The sequence below is a fragment of the Pontibacter deserti genome (genome assembly GCF_023630255.1).
Taxonomy (GTDB): domain Bacteria; phylum Bacteroidota; class Bacteroidia; order Cytophagales; family Hymenobacteraceae; genus Pontibacter; species Pontibacter deserti.
Map to the genome: position 1 here is coordinate 2559109 of NZ_JALPRS010000001.1, position 18896 is coordinate 2578004.

The window sequence follows — 18896 nt, forward strand, 5'->3', positions numbered from 1 at the left end:
TACCTAAGAATATTTTTTTCAGAGCTATACTTTAGTTTTACCAGATAAACAAAACCTGGATACCCTAACTACAGTTTTAGTTGATAAGCAGCACTATGTAGTATGCCACAGCTAAAACCACATTACAGAAACCTGATCGCTCAGCTCTCCGACCTCCAAAAGGAAGCACTGGCTTTAGAAAAGAAATTTTCAGGAGTGATCAGGAAAGTACATCCTAAGTTTAAGAAGAGCGCCAAGAACCTTTTGCATTACCTTTCTTTGCGTCAGCATGACATCAGGGAGTTGCAGGAAGCCTTGTCATTGCTGGGGCTTTCATCGTTAGGACGAGCTGAAGGACACGTACTGGCGAGCCTGGATGCTGTACATTCTCAATTATGTCATTTAGCTGAGTGCCCTCCCAGGCAGAAGCAGCTGGCTGTTTCCTTTTTCGAGAACAGAGAATTACTCACCCAACATACCCAAAGCCTGTTAGGGCCACTCCCCGAAAATCGCACCACCCGCATTATGGTAACATTTTCTACTGATCTGGCCACCGATTACGACCTGGTAACACGCATGATGAAGGCAGGCATGAACTGCGCCAGAATAAATTGCGCACACGACGATGAAAAGATCTGGGCTGCCATGGTTCGGAACATTCGCAAAGCTGAAAGAGAAACAGGTTTGCCTTGTGCTATACTTTTTGACCTGATGGGACCGAAACTCCGGACAGGTGAACTAACAGAAGGCCCCAGAGTAATTGCCATACGCCCTATACATAACGAACTGGGCTTAATCGCATCTCCGGCTATAGTGTGGCTAACGGGCACGGGCGCTGCCTCTCCTATAATAACAGATGCAGTATTACCAGTAGAAGACAACTGGGTAACTCAGCTACAAGAAGGTGATAATATTACTTTCAGAGATACAAGAGGTAGAAAGCGGTCTCTGTCAGTAATTCGAAAGGAAAAGAAAGGCGTAGTAGCTCACCTGCTCAAAACATCTTACATCGCGACGGGCACTAAGCTAATTGTTAAAAATAAAACTGTTGCTGACAGTACAACGAAAGTTGGCAAATTACCTGCCATTGAAGTACCTATACTTTTAAAGAAAGACCATTTCCTGATTCTGAACCGAGACCCTATACCTGGCGCACCGGCCCAGTTCGATGCCAGTGGCCATATACTTAAACCGGCTCATATCTCCTGCACATTGCCTGAAGTATTTGATAAGGTAAAAGATGGAGAACCAATTTTATTTGATGATGGTGAGATTGAAGGGATTATAGAGGAAGTAAAACAGAATGAACTGCTGGTTAAAATAACATTCGCCAAAGATAAAGGAAGCCTGCTGCGCGCTGATAAAGGCATAAATCTTCCGGAATCTAAATTACACCTGCACGACCTGACAGAAAAGGACAAACAGGACCTGAAATTTATAGTTAAACATGCCGATATAGTGAACCTGTCGTTTGCCAATCATCCTGTTATGGTTGAGGCCTTATACGCCGAATTGAAGAAGCACCGTGCAGATAACCTGGCGGTAATGCTGAAAATTGAAACCAAGGAAGGTTTTAAAAATCTGCCTCACCTGCTGCTGGCTGTAATGCAGACATACCCTGCCGGCATTATGATAGCTCGTGGCGATCTGGCAGTGGAATGTGGCTGGCAACGACTGGCTGAAGTACAGGAAGAAATCTTATGGTTGTGCGAAGCATCTCATATTCCGGTTGTATGGGCTACGCAGGTACTGGAAACATTAGCCAAAAAAGGGCGTCCGTCGAGAGCAGAGATAACAGATGCTGCCATGGCACAACGCGCTGACTGTGTTATGCTTAACAAAGGCCCGCACATTATTGAAGCCATAACGATGCTGCACGACATTATGCACCGGATGCAGGAACACCAGCAAAAGAAAACATCAAGATTACGCAGCCTGCACATTTCAGAACTCAGCACCGAAGCTACTGATTAACTTTTTAACCCTTACCTTTACCTTGCTTATACTTAAAACTATGGACGGAAGAAAACGCTCAAACATAAAACCTGGCACCCGTGTAAATATCGTTATGAAAGAAGACCAGCGCACCGGTTACCTGACCGAAGGCTATGTGCAGGATATCTTAACCAACTCACCAAATCACCCACACGGCATAAAAGTAAGACTAGAAACCGGCGAAGTAGGGAGAGTGAAAGAGATTCTCTCTGAGTTAGAAAGTTAGAAGGTTAAAAAGTTAGAAAGTTATTTTTTAACAATCGAGGACTTCCTGATGCTGGTCAAAATTGCAGTTAGATCACCAAATTCTTTCTTCAGATTTATCAAACGCTCTGCAGGAATTATTCCAGATTCTTCAAGCAATTCTAACCAGAACTGGCTCTCATCAGCCTCCTCTAAAGCAATACCTATTTTAGCTGCAAATTCTGCACCGGATCTTGCACGGCAGGCGGCTCTGTAATTTGCAGCAACTGAAGTTGCAGAACGCATCAGTTGCCTCCCTAAAATCTGTGCATCTGGTTTATTCGGTAAAGCCTGAAAAAGTTTGACAACACGTCAAGCAAAAGCTTTAGTCCTTGACTTAAACTGCTCTGCGAAATCATAATTACTCAACCTAATCTCTTCCATCACTTTCTAACTTTTTAACCTTCTAACTTTCTAACTTACAAAAGCCCTTCATCGGCGAAGCTATAGTAGTCGTTGTCGGTAAAGATGATATGATCAAGTATGGGAAGGTCGAGAAACTGACCTGCTTCTTTCATTTTCTTGGTAAGAGCAATATCGGCAGCGCTTGGTTTTATATTGCCACTCGGGTGATTATGTACTAGTATAACAGAACTGGCAAGTTGCTCCAGCGCTTTCTTAAATATAATTTTAGGGTCTGCCACTGTACCGGCTACTCCACCTGCACTTATGCTTTCCTTCTTCATTACAATGTTGGCTCGGTTCAGTAGTATGATCCAGAATTCTTCGTGCGGCAGGTCGAGTAACTGGGGTTTGATATAATTGTAGATGTCGGTAGAGCAGGTAATCTGTGTTTTGGCGGTGGCGGCAGTTTCTTTTCTTCTTCGGCCAAGCTCCAAGGCACTTACTATAGTTATCGCTTTGGCCTCCCCTATACCTTTGTGCTTCATCAGGTCTTTCACCGAAAGACGGGCAAGCTCGTTCAAATCGTTACCAACTGCAGTAAGTATAAGTTTGGCTACATCTACGGCCGTTAATTTCGGTGTACCGGACCCAATAAGTATAGCTATCAATTCGGCATCGCTCAGGGCAGCCTTCCCTTTTAATAGCAGTTTTTCACGCGGACGATCTTCTTCAGCCCAGGTTTTAATATTAAGTGCCGGTTGGTAAGCGGTAAGTGTGTCAGTGTGCTTCATGCGGTACAATATTTGTTAAGTATAAACTGTGCTACTGAAAGTATTTTATACTTTATTTAGTTCAGCAAATAACATTTTACTTCTATTTAAATTTATATTTTACCAGTGCTACCCTATTGGCAGCACCGGATGTTTATTATGATGCAACGCATGATTTCTTTTATAATATTAATTGCTATCCTCTTCCTGGTCGATTTGTATGTATTCCAGGCGCTTAAAACAGTTATTCAGGGTTTATCAGGTAACACGCAGCAGTATATCAAAGTCGGTTATTGGGTGCTGTTTGTCGCGGCAATTGTAGTCTTCGGCATTTTTGCGAATACACCCAGAAATCCGTCTAACCTCCTGAAGACATACCTGACAAGCATCTTCTTTATACTTTATGCAAGTAAGTTGCTGGTGATTCTTTTCCTGTTCGTGGATGATATCATAAGAGTAGGCAAACTGGCGCTCAATTCCTTCAGCCCTGAAGTTGCATATGATCCATCGCGCAGTAAGTTCCTGAGTCAGGTGGGTTTCCTGGTAGCTGCTGTACCATTCACTGCATTTATATATGGCATGGTAAAAGGTGCTTATGATTACCGGGTTAAACGCATTACTTTAAAATTCCCGAACCTGCCACAGGCTTTTGATGGGTATAAAATGCTCCAGATATCAGACTTGCACACAGGTAGCTTTCAGTCTACGGAGCCATTACAGGAAGCAGTACGCCTGATAAACAAGCAGGAAGCGGACCTCGTCTTTTTTACTGGGGACTTAGTTAACAATGTGGAAACCGAACTACACAGCCACTTAAACACACTGAAAGAGATAAAAGCTAAAACAGGTGTATTCTCGGTGCTGGGTAACCACGATTACGGCGATTATGTGAACTGGGGCAGCAAAGAGGCCAAACGAGAAAACCTAAGAAGGCTCATAGACTCTCATGGCAAAATGGGCTGGCAAATACTGATGAACGAGCACCGTAAGATCGAAAAAGATGGTGAACACATTGCTATACTTGGCGTTGAGAACTGGGGTAACCGGGCTAACTTTCCGAAGTATGGAGACCTGAGCAGGGCGTATGCCGGCACAGAGAATAGTCCGTTCAAAGTGCTGTTGTCGCACGATCCGTCGCATTGGGATGGCGAAATAAATCAACAATATGCTGACATCGACCTGACCTTATCGGGCCACACGCACGGCATGCAGTTTGGCGTGAACATACCTGGCCTTAAATGGAGCCCGGTACAGTATATGTATAAACAGTGGGCAGGTTTGTACCAGAAAGGCAAACAATATCTTTATGTAAACACAGGCCTTGGCTTTATTGGCTATCCGGGGCGTGTGGGCTTCCTGCCTGAGATAACTGTATTCGAGCTGAAGAAAGCTTAAGTAAAGATTGCTGCCACATCTAAAATTGCATAATAAATGTGGCAGCAATTATCTCTTCAATTAACCTTACCTACCTACGCACGTAAAAAATCAGGCGTGCGGCCACTAAACTTATACTTGCAGCGCTGTGCGTTTTGTATAACTCAAGCACATAAGCAATGAAAAAGATATTTTATACAATGGGTATGGCAGCTGCTATACTTTTTACCTCCTGCACCGAAGATAAGGGTACATCTACTGAAGTAGCAGATGCAAATAAAGATGAGAGAATAAACCCGGCTCACCTGATGCAGTACCCAATGCCCGGCACAGCGGCATCCAGCACAGCAAGTTTAAGCGAAAACACCAATCAAAATGCTGAAGCTGGCATTACAACAGCAGAAACAAAAATGACTGCAGAAGAGATGGTGCGGAATTATTATGTAAAGAATGATCCGACATTATATTACAAACGCAGCTCAACCAGTAAAATGGCGGGCATGACCAGCGATAAAGGAACTACGACAAAAACCGGAGAATTTACAGGTACTGCTACGGCTACCGATCAGGATGATGAAGAGGGAGGAAACCAAACTACAAATATGAGACCGGGTAGTACTACTGCAGATGCGCAAAGTGGCCGCAAAGAAAGCACAACCAACAAATCAAAAACTACTACTGACAAAAAATCAACTACAACAAGCAAGAAAAAAGAAAGATTAACGCCGTACGAAGATAAAAAACAGCGTTAGGCCTACATAATATCATATTTCCCACAGCCTGTGACCAAACAAATCACAGGCTGTGCTTTTTATACCTGCAGCTATTGTTTGTTTTATAGTTATTTACCTGCTCAGCAACTGGTGTAAGTATAAATTTTGGAGCTGGCATACTTTTTGGCCATCTTTGGCGTAATACACTCAGGCTTTTTGAACCTGGCACTGCACCCTAAATTGTTACATGCACCGGTACCTTTACTTTTTCAGGTTTACGCTTGTCGTTTTGCTTTTTGCAAGCGCACCTGCACTTGCACAACGCAGTGTAAGAATAAGTGGCACAGTGCTGAGCTCTGATAAAAAAACACCGGTGCCAGGTGCTGGCGTTATCCGGTATGGCACTACAAAAGCTGTGATCTCTGATGCCGAAGGTAAATTCCTGATAGATGTTGAACCCGATGATACCCTGCTGATACGTGCAGTAGGTTATAAGCCATTGTTATACTTGCCCCAACGCTTGCCTGTTTCGGAGATGCGCGTGAACATTGTGCTGCAGGAAGACAGTATAATGCTGGGTGAAGTAGAAGTAACCAACCGTCCATCAGAAGAAATGATACAACGCGCGTTGCGCAACATGAACCGCCCGGACCCTAATTATACAAAAAACCCGGCTTATGTACCTGCCCCAAAGCAGACACCGCCTCCGCCTCCCCCGCCGCCAACAGTGCTAACACCAATCAGCTTGTTGTATGACCTCTTCTCCAGAGAAGGGAAAGAGCTAAGAAAACTGCAGGAATTATACCTGATACAGGAGTTTGAACGCCGCAAGAAAGAGCAGGAAGAGTATAACCGTTTCTTTAAAGACAACACCGGCTACGAAGAAAAAAAGAAGTAACAGCCAAACAAATCAGTGGTGCGTAAGTTAGCATAAGCAAAACTACCGCATCATGAAAATAGGCTACCCCTGCATTAATCAGTCTCTGGACTGTACCTCTTCCCGCACCTTCAGGCTGGCTTCTTATTCAGAAGAGCGCCTTATCGAGATTGTGACTTCTAACCTGGCCTGCCTGCAACGGATTCTGGAGTATAATGTGCAGCATGGTCTATATTTTTTCCGATTGTCTTCTGAGCTTGTTCCTTTTGCCTCACATGAAATAAATACCTATAACTGGCAGGAGCATTTTAAACCTACATTTCAGCAGTTGGGCAGGTATATAAAGGCCCATAACTTACGCATATCCATGCACCCCGACCAGTTTGTGGTTCTTAATTCACCTAACTCTAATACAGTAAAGAACAGTATAGCTGAACTGGTGTACCAATGCACCATACTCGATTTAATGGAACTTGACACAACAGCTAAATTACAGATACACGGCGGCGGCGCTTATGGCGACAAAGGCTCTGCTATAGATCGTTTTGCAGATGTATACCACACCCAGCTACCCGATGCTGTAAAGGCCAGACTATGTGTAGAGAACGACGACCGCACCTATACTTTATTGGACTGCCTGCGCCTGCACGAACTGACAGGAATGCCTATCATATTTGATAACCTGCACCACGAATGTGTGAACAACGGCGAACCAATGCGCGAAGCGGTAGAGATAGCAGCAGCAACCTGGCAACCGGAACGGGATGGCATTTTAATGATGGATTATAGTGCACAGGCTCTCGACGAACGCAAAGGCAAACACGTGCAAAGTATATCAGAACAACTATTCCATGACTTTTTAGCTGAAACCGAAGGCTTGGATATGGACATTATGCTGGAGATAAAAGACAAGGAAGCAAGCGCCCTGAAAGCCGTAGAAGTAGCCCGGGCGCTGGGCCGGCTATAGTTAAAATATAGCTGCCAATTGCCCGTATATCCATTCTGCCAGTTCCCAAAGCACCCAGATCAGCAGTATAAAGAGCAGCACTATGCCTATCAGCACACCTACAATTATGCCTTTACCGCTGCCCTGGTACCTGCCTTCTTCATAATGGCGGGTGAGCAGGCGCACGTTACGCTCGTTAGCTTTAAAGAAAAAGTCGAAGATGTTACCAAGTACAGGTATACTTCCGATTACCGTATCCAGGGCAATATTCAATAACATTAAGGTAACCAGTTTCCCACTTGCGCCATGCCGGGCCATAGTCATTACCAGCATTGCCGACATACCAAAAGAAGCCAGATCTCCGGCTACAGGCAAAAACCCAAGTATAGGATCCAGGCCAAAACGGAAGTTGGTACCAGGTATCCTGAACTGGTTATCCATTAGCTTCACCATGTGGTTCACCCACTTCAGTTTTTCGGTGTGGGGCGTGCGGCCGTAGCGTATATTTTGTGGTTCCATAGTAGCCGCTTATACGCATATATAGCTGTTAAGTATAGCCTAAGCTATACCTTGCTTATACTTTCCACAACTAGACTTCAGATAAGTAAGTTCAGATCTTTTTAGTCGCGGCTTTTATACCTGTTCTGTTTGAAGTTTTTCTTTTTGCGGGCATCCCATTTCTGGTTTCTGCTCTCCTGGCGGTTACGTTCAAAACGCATACTTTGTCCGTCATCATCAATAAGTATGGCTTTGCGCCCTTTCATGGGGTTACAGGAGGCGGCCATCAGGCAAATAAAAGTGTAAAGCAAAAGTTGTCGAAGTATTCTCATAGGTAAAACGGGTGATGGCACAAAGAGACATTATGAATATAGATACATCTTTGGGTGCCGGTAAAACATTAGCTAATAACTTGAGATTACTTTATACTTTTATTTTTTATATTAGTTTAATTCAAATTAAGATAAAATATATTTTATAATCTAACGGGCACAAAAAAGGCAGCCGGAACAGATAATTTCTGTTCCGGCTGCCTGATAAAACGTAAAAGTAATTATTACTTTTTCTTGCCTTTGCTTTTTCCTTTACCCTTGCCTTTTGTGTGGCCCGGGTTAGTTGTATTAGGGTGATGAGGGTTGTTCGGGTTCTTGTACCAGCCTTTGTGCAGGCCATTGTCTTTACGGGTTGTACTGGCGCCAGTAGTTACACGTACAGATTTTCTATCCAGAATCACTTCTTTAACAGAACGGCTGCTGGTGCTTTTTTTAGATGAAGAGCAGGAGGCTAGTAGTACTATGGTGGCCATCATCCACACGACTTGCTTAAATTGCATTTCTTTAGATTAATTTATACTTGAAGCTTATAAGGGTACTTGCCTGTAAAATTATAGAAATGCTATAGAACTAACCAAACTCCTGCCCTGAAATTTGCACTTTAATTGTAGCGTTTAAATTTCGGCAGACTCAAGTTATACTTTACCGCTACCAGTCGGATAATGATGATCAGGATAACTGATGAGAGAAATGCTACGGTACGCTGCACATCAAAATGCGCCAGGCCAATGTACATAAAAGCCCCGGCAAGGCAGGCGCTTGCATATACTTCCTTCTGAAAAATAACAGGTGTTTCGTTGGTTAGCGTATCCCGGATAACCCCGCCCATTACGGCTGTAAACATACCCATTATAGCCGCTATAACAGGATCAACGCCAAGACTTAGTGCTTTTTCGGTGCCCACAACAGTAAAGAGCGCTATACCCAATGTATCGAAGAGCGACAACGTGCGACGCAGACGGAGCAACAGTTTATAGAAGATCGCAGCAAAAACAATCCCGGCAAAAATGGCATACAAAAACCGTACATCCCCGATCCAGACCAAAGGATAGCTACCCAGCAACATATCGCGTAAAGTACCGCCGCCAATGGCCGTAACAAAACCTGTAAAACCAGCGCCAAACCAATCCTGGTCTTTTTCATCCACGGCCAACGCCCCCGATATAGCAAAGACAAATGTCCCGATCAGTTCAAGTATGTATTGTATTTCCAATTTAAGTATCTTCCTTATTATCTTAATTTATATATTTAAGCTGATATATACTAAAGCAGTATTTATACTTAGGGGCTTATTTTAATTACCAATTGTATATGGAACAAGTTTACTCAGAAGAATTAGAACTTCCATTACATCAGCCTGTCTGGAAATTTTGTCTTTTATGTTTTTTAAGCGGTGGTATATACTTACTATACTGGCAGTATAAAAGCTGGAACTATCTAAAGCAAAAAGAACAGTCAGATATTCAACCTTTCTGGAGAGCTGTATTTGGTATATTTTTCATCATAAGTCTGAATAGAAAGTTAGCTCATCTTGCAGGGGAAAAGCAAGGAGAATCTGCAAGTAATTATGCCGTAATTGCAGGTGTCATTTATATTATAATGTATATAACACATAAATTTCCAGATCCATACTGGGTCATTTCACTATTTGCTTTTTTACCCTTAATCCCTATTGTAAAGTATCAAAACCTTTACATTTCTGAAGAATATCCTGAAGCACCAGTTGTTAGCAGGTTTAATGGCTGGGAGATTGCTATAGTAATTCTTGGCGGCGCATTAATGTCCATTATACTATTAGGTTTCCTTTTCCCTGTTCCGGAAGATCCATACTACTAAAGTCAATCAACTATAAACGTAAAAAGCCCGCAGTTACTTAAAACCGCGGGCTTTTATACTTAATGGTGGAGATGCAGGGATTCGAACCCTGGTCCAGACAAGGAAACCGTCGTGCCTTCTACATGTTTAGGTTTATTCTGATTGTCGGGAGTTTGCAAGTATAAACCAGGCTTATGCGCCCTCCTTAGATGCTTAGTTTCGCCTGTGCACCGCACCTTTACACAGACTAGTAAATCGGATCGAAGCCTCTGATGTGCAAGCAGATTTACGAAACCTGCACGAGACTATGGCTAGTGCTTAATACCTAGATTAAGCAGCCATGGCGTAGTTATATTCGCCAGTTATTGTTCGAACGGATTTTTAACAGGTGGTACGTTCATCACCCGACATGCTTACACGCAATCTGCACAAGCTGTCAATTCCGGTCATCCCCATAAGTTAAAGAACGAATTCTTGATTTTTATACTTCAAGAAGTATGCCACAAACATACGCAATTTTACGGCATTATGATCGTGGTTTCTTAAATATTAAACACATTTATACCGCTTAAAAGTTTCAGGTTTAGAGTTAAGTATAGTTGAATAACCAAGGATTCGTCTGTAAAAAACCGACCCTTCCTCGGCATGCAACAGGCACACCTAGGAAGGGTTTGGGTTTTCAACTTTAACTAATCTGAATTGGTTTATACCTGCTATCTCAGGGCTGTAGTTGGCTTATTTCCCATTACTGGTGGCTGGTAGAAATCGACAATCGAGTTGGTATACTTGCAGTAATCCAGCGGATTGGTGATCTGGAACACTTTCGGCTGTTTTGCACCAACCGGTATCAGCATCAGTGACTTTTTAGAGTCTACCGTCTGGCGTTCAAAAGCTACGCCTTCGCGGTTATCGAAGCGCACATCAAAGTAGTACAGGTATGGGTAGATCCAGTTTACGTACTGCGCTTTGCTGGTACCGGAAAGACTTCTGATCTCCAGTTTGTTATAGTTGTTGGCAATGGCCTGCTGAAATTCCACGGCATTTAGCGGTACATTATTCAGCACCGGCATTACGTCAAACTGTCCATCCAGCATTACCCATTTCTTCAGGTCTGGCAGGTATACTTCTAATAACACATGACCGGCACCATACTGGGTAGTTTCTACATCTTTTGTTTTAAGGCCCAGACGACGTGCCGGCAACCCAATGGCATTCAGGCTGGCAGCGGTTACTGTTCCATACTCCACACAACGGAACTGCTTTCCTGCTTTAGCTTCGGCAAGTATAGTCAGTGCATCAGGCTTAGAAGGTTCATTCATACCATTGTGCTTCCACTGCTTATGCACCCAGTTTACCATGCGTAGCGCTCTTTCAGTATCGTTGGTAGCGCCTTTTACAATTTCATCCAGGTTATATTGCTCGCGCAGGGTGTTCAGGAAATCATTGTTCTTGTTCTGCTCATAGATCAAAGTATAAGCTGGTATCGTATTGGTCTCATTAAACTTCTGCGCCACAAAACCATAGCCTTTTATTTCAGTCAGGGCGTAGTCTTTGCCGTTCAGTAACACATAAAATTTGTGCGACTTGCCCGGCTTCACGTTAAAGCTGATCGAATCGGAATCGGTATGGAAAGCGAATTTTACTTTATTGTTAGGTACTGGCACCTGCATTACATCTACCTCAATCTGTGGCGATACATTCCAGTTACCTCTCACCCATTCAGAGCCGATCTTATAATCAGCAACAGCATTTTTCGCCGCAATTACAGGTAAGCCTTTATAAGTTTTTTGTGCGATGGCCGGCACTACCAGCATTAGTAACACAAACAGAGATGATAATGATTTTTTCATGGTTTTATTTAGTACTTAAGGTTATAGATCAAATCTTCAGACTATACCAGCGTCATCGGAGTCCTCTGCAGCGCAGGTATAGTTTGGGTATATCTTTCAGACTACTTCGCGGCCAGCTTCTGGCCTTTCAGGTGTTTTAGGGCGCGCTCCAGCACAGGGTCTTTTTTCTGGATGTAATCCTGCAGGGTCATTTTTACTTCTATATCCGGCTTCACACCATAGCCAACAAACTCGCGGCCGTCCGGGTAGGTATCTTTTTTAGTACAGATGCGGGCCATACCGCCACCTGGCAGCTCGAACATAAATGGCTGACCGGTGCTGCCAAAAGAGTTCTCTCCTATTTTGGTCATGTGTTGCTGATTATCGGCATAGATCAGGAAATCTTCGGCGGCGGATGCGGTGCGATGCCCGATAAGTATAGCGGTAGGCACGATCACTTTCTCACTTTGCTTTACCTTGTTCTGAGCAGGTTTGTAATCAAAAGTGTGCATCAGTTTATCCTGGTAAGCCAGCAGCGAGCGGGTAGCCCATTCGTTGTTAACCGTATCTTTTGCTTCTGTAAACTTGCCCCATGCTTTAAAGCTGGCCAGGTGCTGGCGCGTAGAATTTTTAGAACCATACAACAGCGTGTCCGGGCTCAGGTAATTCAGTATCTCAACACCTATACTTGTAGAGCCGCCCCCGTTGCCACGCAGGTCAACTATAAGGGCTTTGGCTTTGCGCAGCTCCGGCAACACCTGCATAAACAGCTCATTTATCTTCGGGTCATGAAATCCGTTCAGGGCCAGGTAAGCGGTCTGGTTCGGGTACCACTTCAGTTCCAGCAGCTCGCGTTTTTCCATAGCCGGGTAAACTTCCTTCTCAGTTGTTTTGGCATGGGTAAGTGAGAGAGTTTTTACTTTGCCCTTTGGTGTTCTATAGGTAATGTTATAGGTTTCACCTTTCAGGCCTTTCAGCATATTGGCAATAGCCCAGTCCATCAGCACATAATCCGTGGACGAGGAAATGTAGGGCAACACGTGCTGCTTCAAGTAATCTGCAGTTGACTGTCCGTTTACTTCTATGATCTCACTGCCTACCGGTACTTCCTGTTTCGCACTCAGGTTGGTTCTGGTAATAATGGCTTTGTTATCGATGTTGGTCAGGAAGATCCTATACTTGCCGAACATGTTGGTATACTGCATTGTATCGATGCGTTGCGGAAAGTATACATTGGTATGGCCGTCGTTCAGCAGGGCACAGAATTTCTGCAGCTCGCGGTAATATTCGTAGTCATTTGGTGTTTGCTGTACTTTGGTAATGGCTTCGCGATAAGCATTGTCCCATTTGGTGCGGTCCACTTTATCCAGGTACACGAAGTTATAGTTTACCTCCTGCCAGAATTTCGACAGGCCGTATACTTTGTCGGCAACAGATAAGGTGTTAGGTAGTTGGGCCTTAGCTACAAAAGTAAGCAGCAACAGGAATGGCACTAAAATTTTTTTCATAGGTAGTTTATAGTTGACACTTTAATAATCTATTCGGTTCTGAGAGATGTGATCGGGTTGGCTATGGCCGTTTTAATAGCATGGAAACTGAGCGTAACCATCGCAATTATGAAAGTAGAAATACACGCTATGGCAAATACCCACCAACTCAATTCTGTGCGGTCAGCGTAGTCCTGCAGCCAGCCATTCATCAGGTACCAGCCCAGCGGCAAAGCAATTACATTGGCTACCAGCACCAGCTTCAGGAAATCTTTACTCAGCATGAACACGATACTCGAAACAGAGGCCCCCATCACTTTTCGGATACCGATCTCTTTTGTGCGTTGCTCAGCGGTGAAAAGTGCCAGCCCGAACAACCCAAGGCAGGAAATAAAGATGGCAATGCCGGCAAAGTACTTGGTGAGCTGCCCAATAATCGCCTCTGTCTTGTAGATCTGCTCGTAATCGTCGTCTATAAAATGATACTCAAAAGGGAAAGCCGGATTATGCTTTTTAAGCACACGCTCCATTTTGGCAAGGGCCTCGGTTGTTTTGCCCTGGGCAATGCGTGCCAGCATAAAGTTGTTATTCTGAGGCTGCAACCGCATTACCAGCGGCTGCACTTTTAACTGTATTGGGGCAGTATGGAAGTTCCTGATCACCCCTACAATAGTCCCTTTACGCTCCCACTCCAGCCACTCTCCAACTGGCTCTTTTAACTGCATCAGTCGGGCAGCCTCTTCATTTATCATGTAGGCTGCTGTGTCGGTGCCAAATTCTCTTGAGAACTCCCGGCCACTTTTCAGTTTTACATCCAGTGTTTTCAGCAGGTCGTAATCCACATTTAATGTACTGAACAGGATATCGGCATTCGGGTCTTTGCCTTTCCAGTTTATACTGGTAGAGTTGCCTACTTCTATCGGGCTCTGGTCTGTTGACGAAACGGCAACTATACCCGGCGTATTCATCAGCTCACGTTTTACCACTTCATAGCGGTTTCGTAATTCCCCCTCCAGCGGCACATACACCAGATTCTCGCGGTCCATGCCTATGTTTTTGGTGCGGATAAAGTGTAGTTGCAGGTATACTACCAGCGTACTGATGATCAGCAATCCTGAAAGTATAAACTGAAATACCACCAGGCCTTTGCGGAATATACCCACCCCTTTATTCATTTTCACAGTGCCCTTCAGCACCACCGCCGGATTAAAAGACGACAGAAAAAAGGCCGGGTAACTACCTGAAACAATGCCTGTAAGTAAAGCCACGCCCAGCAACATAGCCAGCAGCACCGGGTTAGTAAGGTCAAGTTCAATAAACTTACCGGTCAACTCGTTAAACTGCGGCAGCAGCATACCTGCCAGGTTCAGGGCCAGGAAGAGCGCCAGGAAAGCGATCAGTACCGACTCTACCATAAACTGCTTTACCAGCGACGATTTATTGGCACCAATGGCTTTGCGTACACCCACTTCTTTAGCGCGTTTGGCAGAGCGGGCCGTAGCCAGGTTCATGAAGTTGATGCAGGCAATAACAAGTATAAACAGCGCCACAATCGTAAACAGCCGCACATTCTCTATTCTGCCGCCACCTACTTTACCCGCCCTGAAATCGCTGTATAGATACATATCTGCCACAGCCTGCACAAACACATCCGAGTCGTCTTCCTTATTATGTTTGCTGATGATCGGCTCCACTTTTTTATTGAAGGCATCAACGTCTGTTCCGGGTTGTAGCTGTACAAATGTGCGGATACCATAAGCGCCCCACAGTTTTGTCCATTCGTGCATCGGGTCGTTGGCCAGGTCCTGGTAAGGCATCAGGTAATCGAACTGCAACGACGAGTTTTCAGGAATATCCTTTAAAATGCCTGTGATGCGGTAGCTCTGCTGGTTGTTTACTTTCACTATTTTATTCAGAGCCGCGTCAGCAGAGCCAAACAAATTTTCGGCTTTCTCTTCTGTGATAACCATTGTATTGGGCTGCTGCAAAGCCTGTGCTGGGCTGCCATGCTGCAGCGGAAAAGTAAACATCTTCAGGAAGGCAGGATCTACGTAGCGGCCTGTCAATTTCAGAGCTTTGTCGCCGTATGCAAAAAGTTGTGTAGACGACCAGTTCATGCGTGCAGCCTCTTTTACTTCCGGCATTTCTGCTTTCAGTGCTTCAGCCAGCGGGCCCGGATTTGCATCTGTGTTCAGATCATCGGCACCCGGGTAATGCTGTATTACCCGCACACGGTACAGGTTGTTCAGGTCACTGTGAAAACGGTTAAAACTAAGCTCATCCCGCACCCACAAAAGTATAAGTATACTACAGGTCATACCCAGCGCCAACCCCGAGATGTTGATCAGGGAAAAAACTTTGTGTCGCATCAGGTTGCGGTAGGCCATTTTCAGGTAGTTCTTTAGCATAGTTTCAGAAATTTATCGGCTCAGGTAAAATACTTTATTTTGAACTGCAGCTAACAGATGCTGCCTGCTGGCAAACTAGTAAGAAATTAAAATGCCAATTTTGCAAATGATTGATTTATAGTGATTTACATAAATCATAGATCTTAAAACTGTCCGCTTCCGATACACATTTTGGGAGGACACCTGTGCGGTTGTGTTACAGCATTTTAAGGGGCCGGAAACTATAAATTGTATTAAGCTACCCTTTGTAAGATGGCAGCAGACTCCCTGTTTGCAGGCTATAAACTAGAGAAGTATAAAACTCCGGATAAATTATTTAAATTCGGTATCAGAACCAGAATTGCTTGCACTATGGCCACAGGAAAAACAGGCAGAGTATTAATAGTTGACGACGAAACCGACGTACTTTTTGCGCTGAAAATGCTGCTGAAGACCGAGGTAAAGGAAGTTATTACTGAGAAGAACCCGGATAACCTGCTGAGCTTGCTGGCAAAAGAAAAGTTTGATGTCATTTTACTGGACATGAACTTTAAGAGTGCTCTGAACACCGGCAACGAAGGCCTGTACTGGCTGCGGCAGATCCTGGACAAAGACAAGGACGCCACGGTTATATTGATCACGGCCTACGGCGATGTAGAGTTGGCTGTACGGTCGCTGAAGCAAGGCGCTTACGACTTTATAGTAAAGCCCTGGCACAACGACAAACTGCTGGAAACGCTGCACAACGCCCTGCAGGCTAAAAGCGGCAAAAAGTCAGGCAAAGCAGCTATACAGCAGCACACTACCATACTTGGCGAATCGGAAGCGATACAGGATATACTTTATAAAATAGAGAAAATTGCGCCTACCGAAGCCAACGTGCTTATACTTGGCGAAAACGGAACGGGAAAAGAGTTGGTAGCCCGTGCATTGCACGAAAAATCTTTCAGAGCCGGTAAGCCTTTTGTAAGTGTGGACGTGGCTGCCCTGACAGATACCTTGTTTGAGAGTGAGCTTTTTGGGTTTAAGAAAGGTGCGTTTACTGATGCCAAAGAAGACAGAAAAGGGCGTTTCGAAGCTGCAAATGGCGGCACTTTGTTTTTAGATGAGATCGGCAACATCTCCCCGGCTATGCAGGCCAAACTGCTTACTGTTCTGCAAAACCGGCAGGTAACGCCGCTGGGCTCCAACACGCCTGTGCCTGTAGATATCCGGTTAATATCCGCTACCAACGAACCAATTTACGAACTGGCCGCTAAGAACCTGTTCCGTAAAGACCTGATATACCGCATCAATACCGTAGAAATTACACTACCGCCTTTGCGTGGCCGTGGCAATGATGTAGAACTGCTGGCCCGTCATTTTGCAAAAGTATACGCCGAAAAAAATCATAAGCCTGTACCTGAATTTGCACCTGCTACTTTGCAAAAATTAAGGCAACATAGCTGGCCGGGCAACGTGCGTGAACTACAACATGCCGTAGAGCGGGCCATTATATTGGCTGAAGGCAACGTACTACAACCCCAGGATTTCAGTTTCTCGGCCATGGAGCTTGCCCCTGCCACACAGGCTATACCTGCTTTTGCTGCCGATGCAAGCATGCCTTTAAGTGAAATTGAGCGTGAGACCATACGCCGCGTAATCGAGAAGAACAAAGGCAACATCTCAAAAGCTGCCAAAGAACTCGGCCTTACCCGCACTGCCCTTTACCGCCGCCTGAACAAATATGATATTTAAACGACTGGAGCTCGGGCTGTTTGTCCGGTTTATACTTTTGCTGGGCATGATGTACGTCACGCTGGCTTACCTGACACAGTTTACCTGGCTGCAGGTAACATCGGGTATACTGGTGATGCTGGCACAGGTCTGGGAGATGGCACGGTATGTAACCCGCAGCAATAACGAGTTGGCCAGGTTCCTGGAGGCCGCAAAACAACGCGACTTTTCGCAGCGCTTCAACGAACATTCTAACACCTCTCTGCAGGAGCTGCACAAAGCTTTTAACCTGATCAACAATACGTTTAAACAGCTGCACATAGAGCGCGAAGCGCAGTTCCAGTACATGCAAACTATACTTCAGTTGGTTGATACCGGTATTATAGCAGTAGATGCGGAAACCGGCGAAGTGGAATGGGTAAATGATGCCTTCAAAAAGATACTAGGTGTACCTTACCTGAAAAGTATAAACTCCCTTGAGAGCCGCTACCCTGCCCTGTACACGCATCTGAAAAGTATAAAGTCCGGGGATAGTGAACTGGTAAAACTGAAGTTACCAACCGGGCAGTCGCAGTTATTGATTTCGGCAACGGCTTTTACTCTGCAGCACCGCAACCTGTTACTTATAGTTCTGAAAAACGTCAGCGCCACCGTAGATGCCACCGAAACTGAAGCTTGGCAAAAACTGCTCCGCGTCATGACGCACGAAATCATGAACTCTGTTGCTCCCATTGCGTCGCTGGCTGATACCTTGGGTAAACATTTACACTCAGAACGCAATCGCTATACTTTGGAGCCGGATACGCCTGTAGATGTGGAGCTTTTAGAAGACACGGAAGAAGGCATCAGCATCATTAAAAAGCGCAGCGAAGGACTGTTACGTTTCACGCAGTTTTACCGAAACCTAAACAAGCAACAGCACCTTAACCTCACCACCATTTACGTGCAGGAGCTTATCGGAAGTATAGATACCCTGATGCGCCCGCGCATGGAAGAGGAAGGCATTGAGTTTATCTGCAAAGTATCATCCCCAGCTATAACTATACCCGGCGACGTGAACCTGCTGGAGCAGGTGCTCATCAATCTGATTACCAATGCACAACGGGCAGTACGCAATCGGCCATCTCCACAAATTATACTTGTAGCCAAACAGCAGGACAGCAAGGTAACGATTGAGGTACACGATAACGGCACCGGCATACCCGAAGAACTGCTTGAAAATATTTTTATACCTTTCTTTACGTCTCATAAAGAAGGCTCTGGCATTGGCTTAAGCTTGTCAAAACACATTATGCACCTGCACAAAGGCACTATTCAGGTAGAAAGCGAAGAAGGGATTGGCAGTATCTTTAAATTAGAATTCTAAACGCTTACTCCCCGCTTCAGCACAGATTTCCCGCGTCTTTATTTTCTTCAGGAAAGGTTTAACACTTGTAATCCTATCCGACCTTAAGCCACCAAAAATCCAATATTAATTTAAACTAATTTAGCTTTTAATAGATTTTTCAAAGTCAATTATAGATAAAATCTATAAACATAAGAGCCATACATAAAGTATACCTGTTAAGTTAACTATTTCATCATCAACAG

At 44.6% G+C, this 18896-nt stretch carries 17 protein-coding genes, 1 other RNA gene and 1 pseudogene; 9 read left to right on the forward strand and 10 right to left on the reverse strand.

Annotated features, from left to right (window positions below):
• Positions 1 to 102 precede the first annotated feature (102 nt).
• Together MJ612_RS11250 and MJ612_RS11255 are read left to right on the forward strand one after the other, a co-directional pair.
• Positions 103 to 1953, forward strand: a complete 1851-nt coding sequence (locus MJ612_RS11250; RefSeq protein ID WP_187033625.1) for a pyruvate kinase — start codon at positions 103 to 105, stop codon at positions 1951 to 1953.
• A 40-nt stretch (positions 1954 to 1993) separates the two neighbouring features.
• Positions 1994 to 2200 carry a YwbE family protein gene (locus tag MJ612_RS11255; RefSeq protein WP_187033626.1) on the forward strand — a complete coding sequence of 69 codons (207 nt, stop codon included), beginning with the start codon at positions 1994 to 1996 and terminating at the stop codon, positions 2198 to 2200.
• A 20-nt stretch (positions 2201 to 2220) separates the two neighbouring features.
• Here MJ612_RS11255 and MJ612_RS11260 read toward each other — a convergent pair.
• Together MJ612_RS11260 and radC are read right to left on the reverse strand one after the other, a co-directional pair.
• Positions 2221 to 2517: pseudogene (locus MJ612_RS11260) on the reverse strand (four helix bundle protein); the annotation flags it as partial.
• Between the two features lie 119 nt (positions 2518 to 2636).
• Positions 2637 to 3353 (reverse strand): RadC family protein, encoded by a 717-nt coding sequence (gene radC / locus MJ612_RS11265; RefSeq protein WP_187033627.1) that lies wholly within the window; start codon positions 3351 to 3353, stop codon positions 2637 to 2639.
• A 150-nt stretch (positions 3354 to 3503) separates the two neighbouring features.
• Here radC and MJ612_RS11270 point away from each other — a divergent pair, with 150 nt between their 5' ends.
• The 4 genes from MJ612_RS11270 (at position 3504) to uvsE (ending at position 7263) form a co-directional block, all read left to right on the forward strand.
• On the forward strand, positions 3504 to 4727 hold the full coding sequence (locus MJ612_RS11270; RefSeq protein ID WP_250419127.1) for a metallophosphoesterase: 1224 nt from the start codon (positions 3504 to 3506) through the stop codon (positions 4725 to 4727).
• Between the two features lie 158 nt (positions 4728 to 4885).
• Complete coding sequence (locus MJ612_RS11275) at positions 4886 to 5458, forward strand: hypothetical protein (RefSeq protein WP_187033628.1); 573 nt, start codon at positions 4886 to 4888, stop codon at positions 5456 to 5458.
• 208 nt (positions 5459 to 5666) lie between these two features.
• Complete coding sequence (locus tag MJ612_RS11280; RefSeq protein ID WP_187033629.1) at positions 5667 to 6317, forward strand: carboxypeptidase-like regulatory domain-containing protein; 651 nt, start codon at positions 5667 to 5669, stop codon at positions 6315 to 6317.
• Between the two features lie 52 nt (positions 6318 to 6369).
• A complete protein-coding gene (gene uvsE / locus MJ612_RS11285; RefSeq protein ID WP_187033630.1) occupies positions 6370 to 7263 on the forward strand; it encodes a UV DNA damage repair endonuclease UvsE in 894 nt (297 codons plus the stop codon).
• On the opposite strand, the gene MJ612_RS11290 is transcribed toward uvsE, so the two are convergent.
• The 4 genes from MJ612_RS11290 to MJ612_RS11305 form a co-directional block, all read right to left on the reverse strand.
• On the reverse strand, positions 7264 to 7761 hold the full coding sequence (locus tag MJ612_RS11290) for a DUF4112 domain-containing protein (protein ID WP_187033631.1): 498 nt from the start codon (positions 7759 to 7761) through the stop codon (positions 7264 to 7266).
• A gap of 101 nt (positions 7762 to 7862) precedes the next feature.
• Positions 7863 to 8072 (reverse strand): hypothetical protein, encoded by a 210-nt coding sequence (locus tag MJ612_RS11295; RefSeq protein WP_187033632.1) that lies wholly within the window; start codon positions 8070 to 8072, stop codon positions 7863 to 7865.
• A 224-nt stretch (positions 8073 to 8296) separates the two neighbouring features.
• A complete protein-coding gene (locus tag MJ612_RS11300; protein WP_187033633.1) occupies positions 8297 to 8572 on the reverse strand; it encodes a hypothetical protein in 276 nt (91 codons plus the stop codon).
• Between the two features lie 101 nt (positions 8573 to 8673).
• Entirely contained in the window at positions 8674 to 9285 is a 612-nt protein-coding gene (locus MJ612_RS11305; protein WP_187033634.1) for a trimeric intracellular cation channel family protein, read from the reverse strand.
• Positions 9286 to 9383: 98 nt separating this feature from the next.
• Between MJ612_RS11305 and MJ612_RS11310 the strand changes: the two genes are divergently transcribed.
• A complete protein-coding gene (locus tag MJ612_RS11310; RefSeq protein WP_187033635.1) occupies positions 9384 to 9908 on the forward strand; it encodes a hypothetical protein in 525 nt (174 codons plus the stop codon).
• A gap of 63 nt (positions 9909 to 9971) precedes the next feature.
• Here the strand turns inward: MJ612_RS11310 and ssrA are convergent.
• From ssrA to MJ612_RS11330, 4 genes are all read right to left on the reverse strand, one after another.
• Positions 9972 to 10341, reverse strand: a transfer-messenger RNA (tmRNA) gene (gene ssrA, locus MJ612_RS11315).
• A 259-nt stretch (positions 10342 to 10600) separates the two neighbouring features.
• On the reverse strand, positions 10601 to 11737 hold the full coding sequence (locus MJ612_RS11320; RefSeq protein ID WP_187033636.1) for a transglutaminase-like domain-containing protein: 1137 nt from the start codon (positions 11735 to 11737) through the stop codon (positions 10601 to 10603).
• A gap of 101 nt (positions 11738 to 11838) precedes the next feature.
• The gene (locus MJ612_RS11325) at positions 11839 to 13224 is read right to left on the reverse strand and encodes a S41 family peptidase (RefSeq protein WP_187033637.1); all 1386 of its coding nucleotides are present in this window, start codon (positions 13222 to 13224) and stop codon (positions 11839 to 11841) included.
• A 29-nt stretch (positions 13225 to 13253) separates the two neighbouring features.
• A complete protein-coding gene (locus tag MJ612_RS11330) occupies positions 13254 to 15611 on the reverse strand; it encodes an ABC transporter permease (protein WP_187033638.1) in 2358 nt (785 codons plus the stop codon).
• Between the two features lie 351 nt (positions 15612 to 15962).
• Between MJ612_RS11330 and MJ612_RS11335 the strand changes: the two genes are divergently transcribed.
• Entirely contained in the window at positions 15963 to 17327 is a 1365-nt protein-coding gene (locus tag MJ612_RS11335) for a sigma-54-dependent transcriptional regulator (protein WP_187033744.1), read from the forward strand.
• Positions 17317 to 18672, forward strand: a complete 1356-nt coding sequence (locus MJ612_RS11340; RefSeq protein WP_187033639.1) for a sensor histidine kinase — start codon at positions 17317 to 17319, stop codon at positions 18670 to 18672. Before MJ612_RS11335 ends, MJ612_RS11340 begins: the two co-directional genes overlap by 11 nt.
• Positions 18673 to 18896 lie beyond the last annotated feature (224 nt).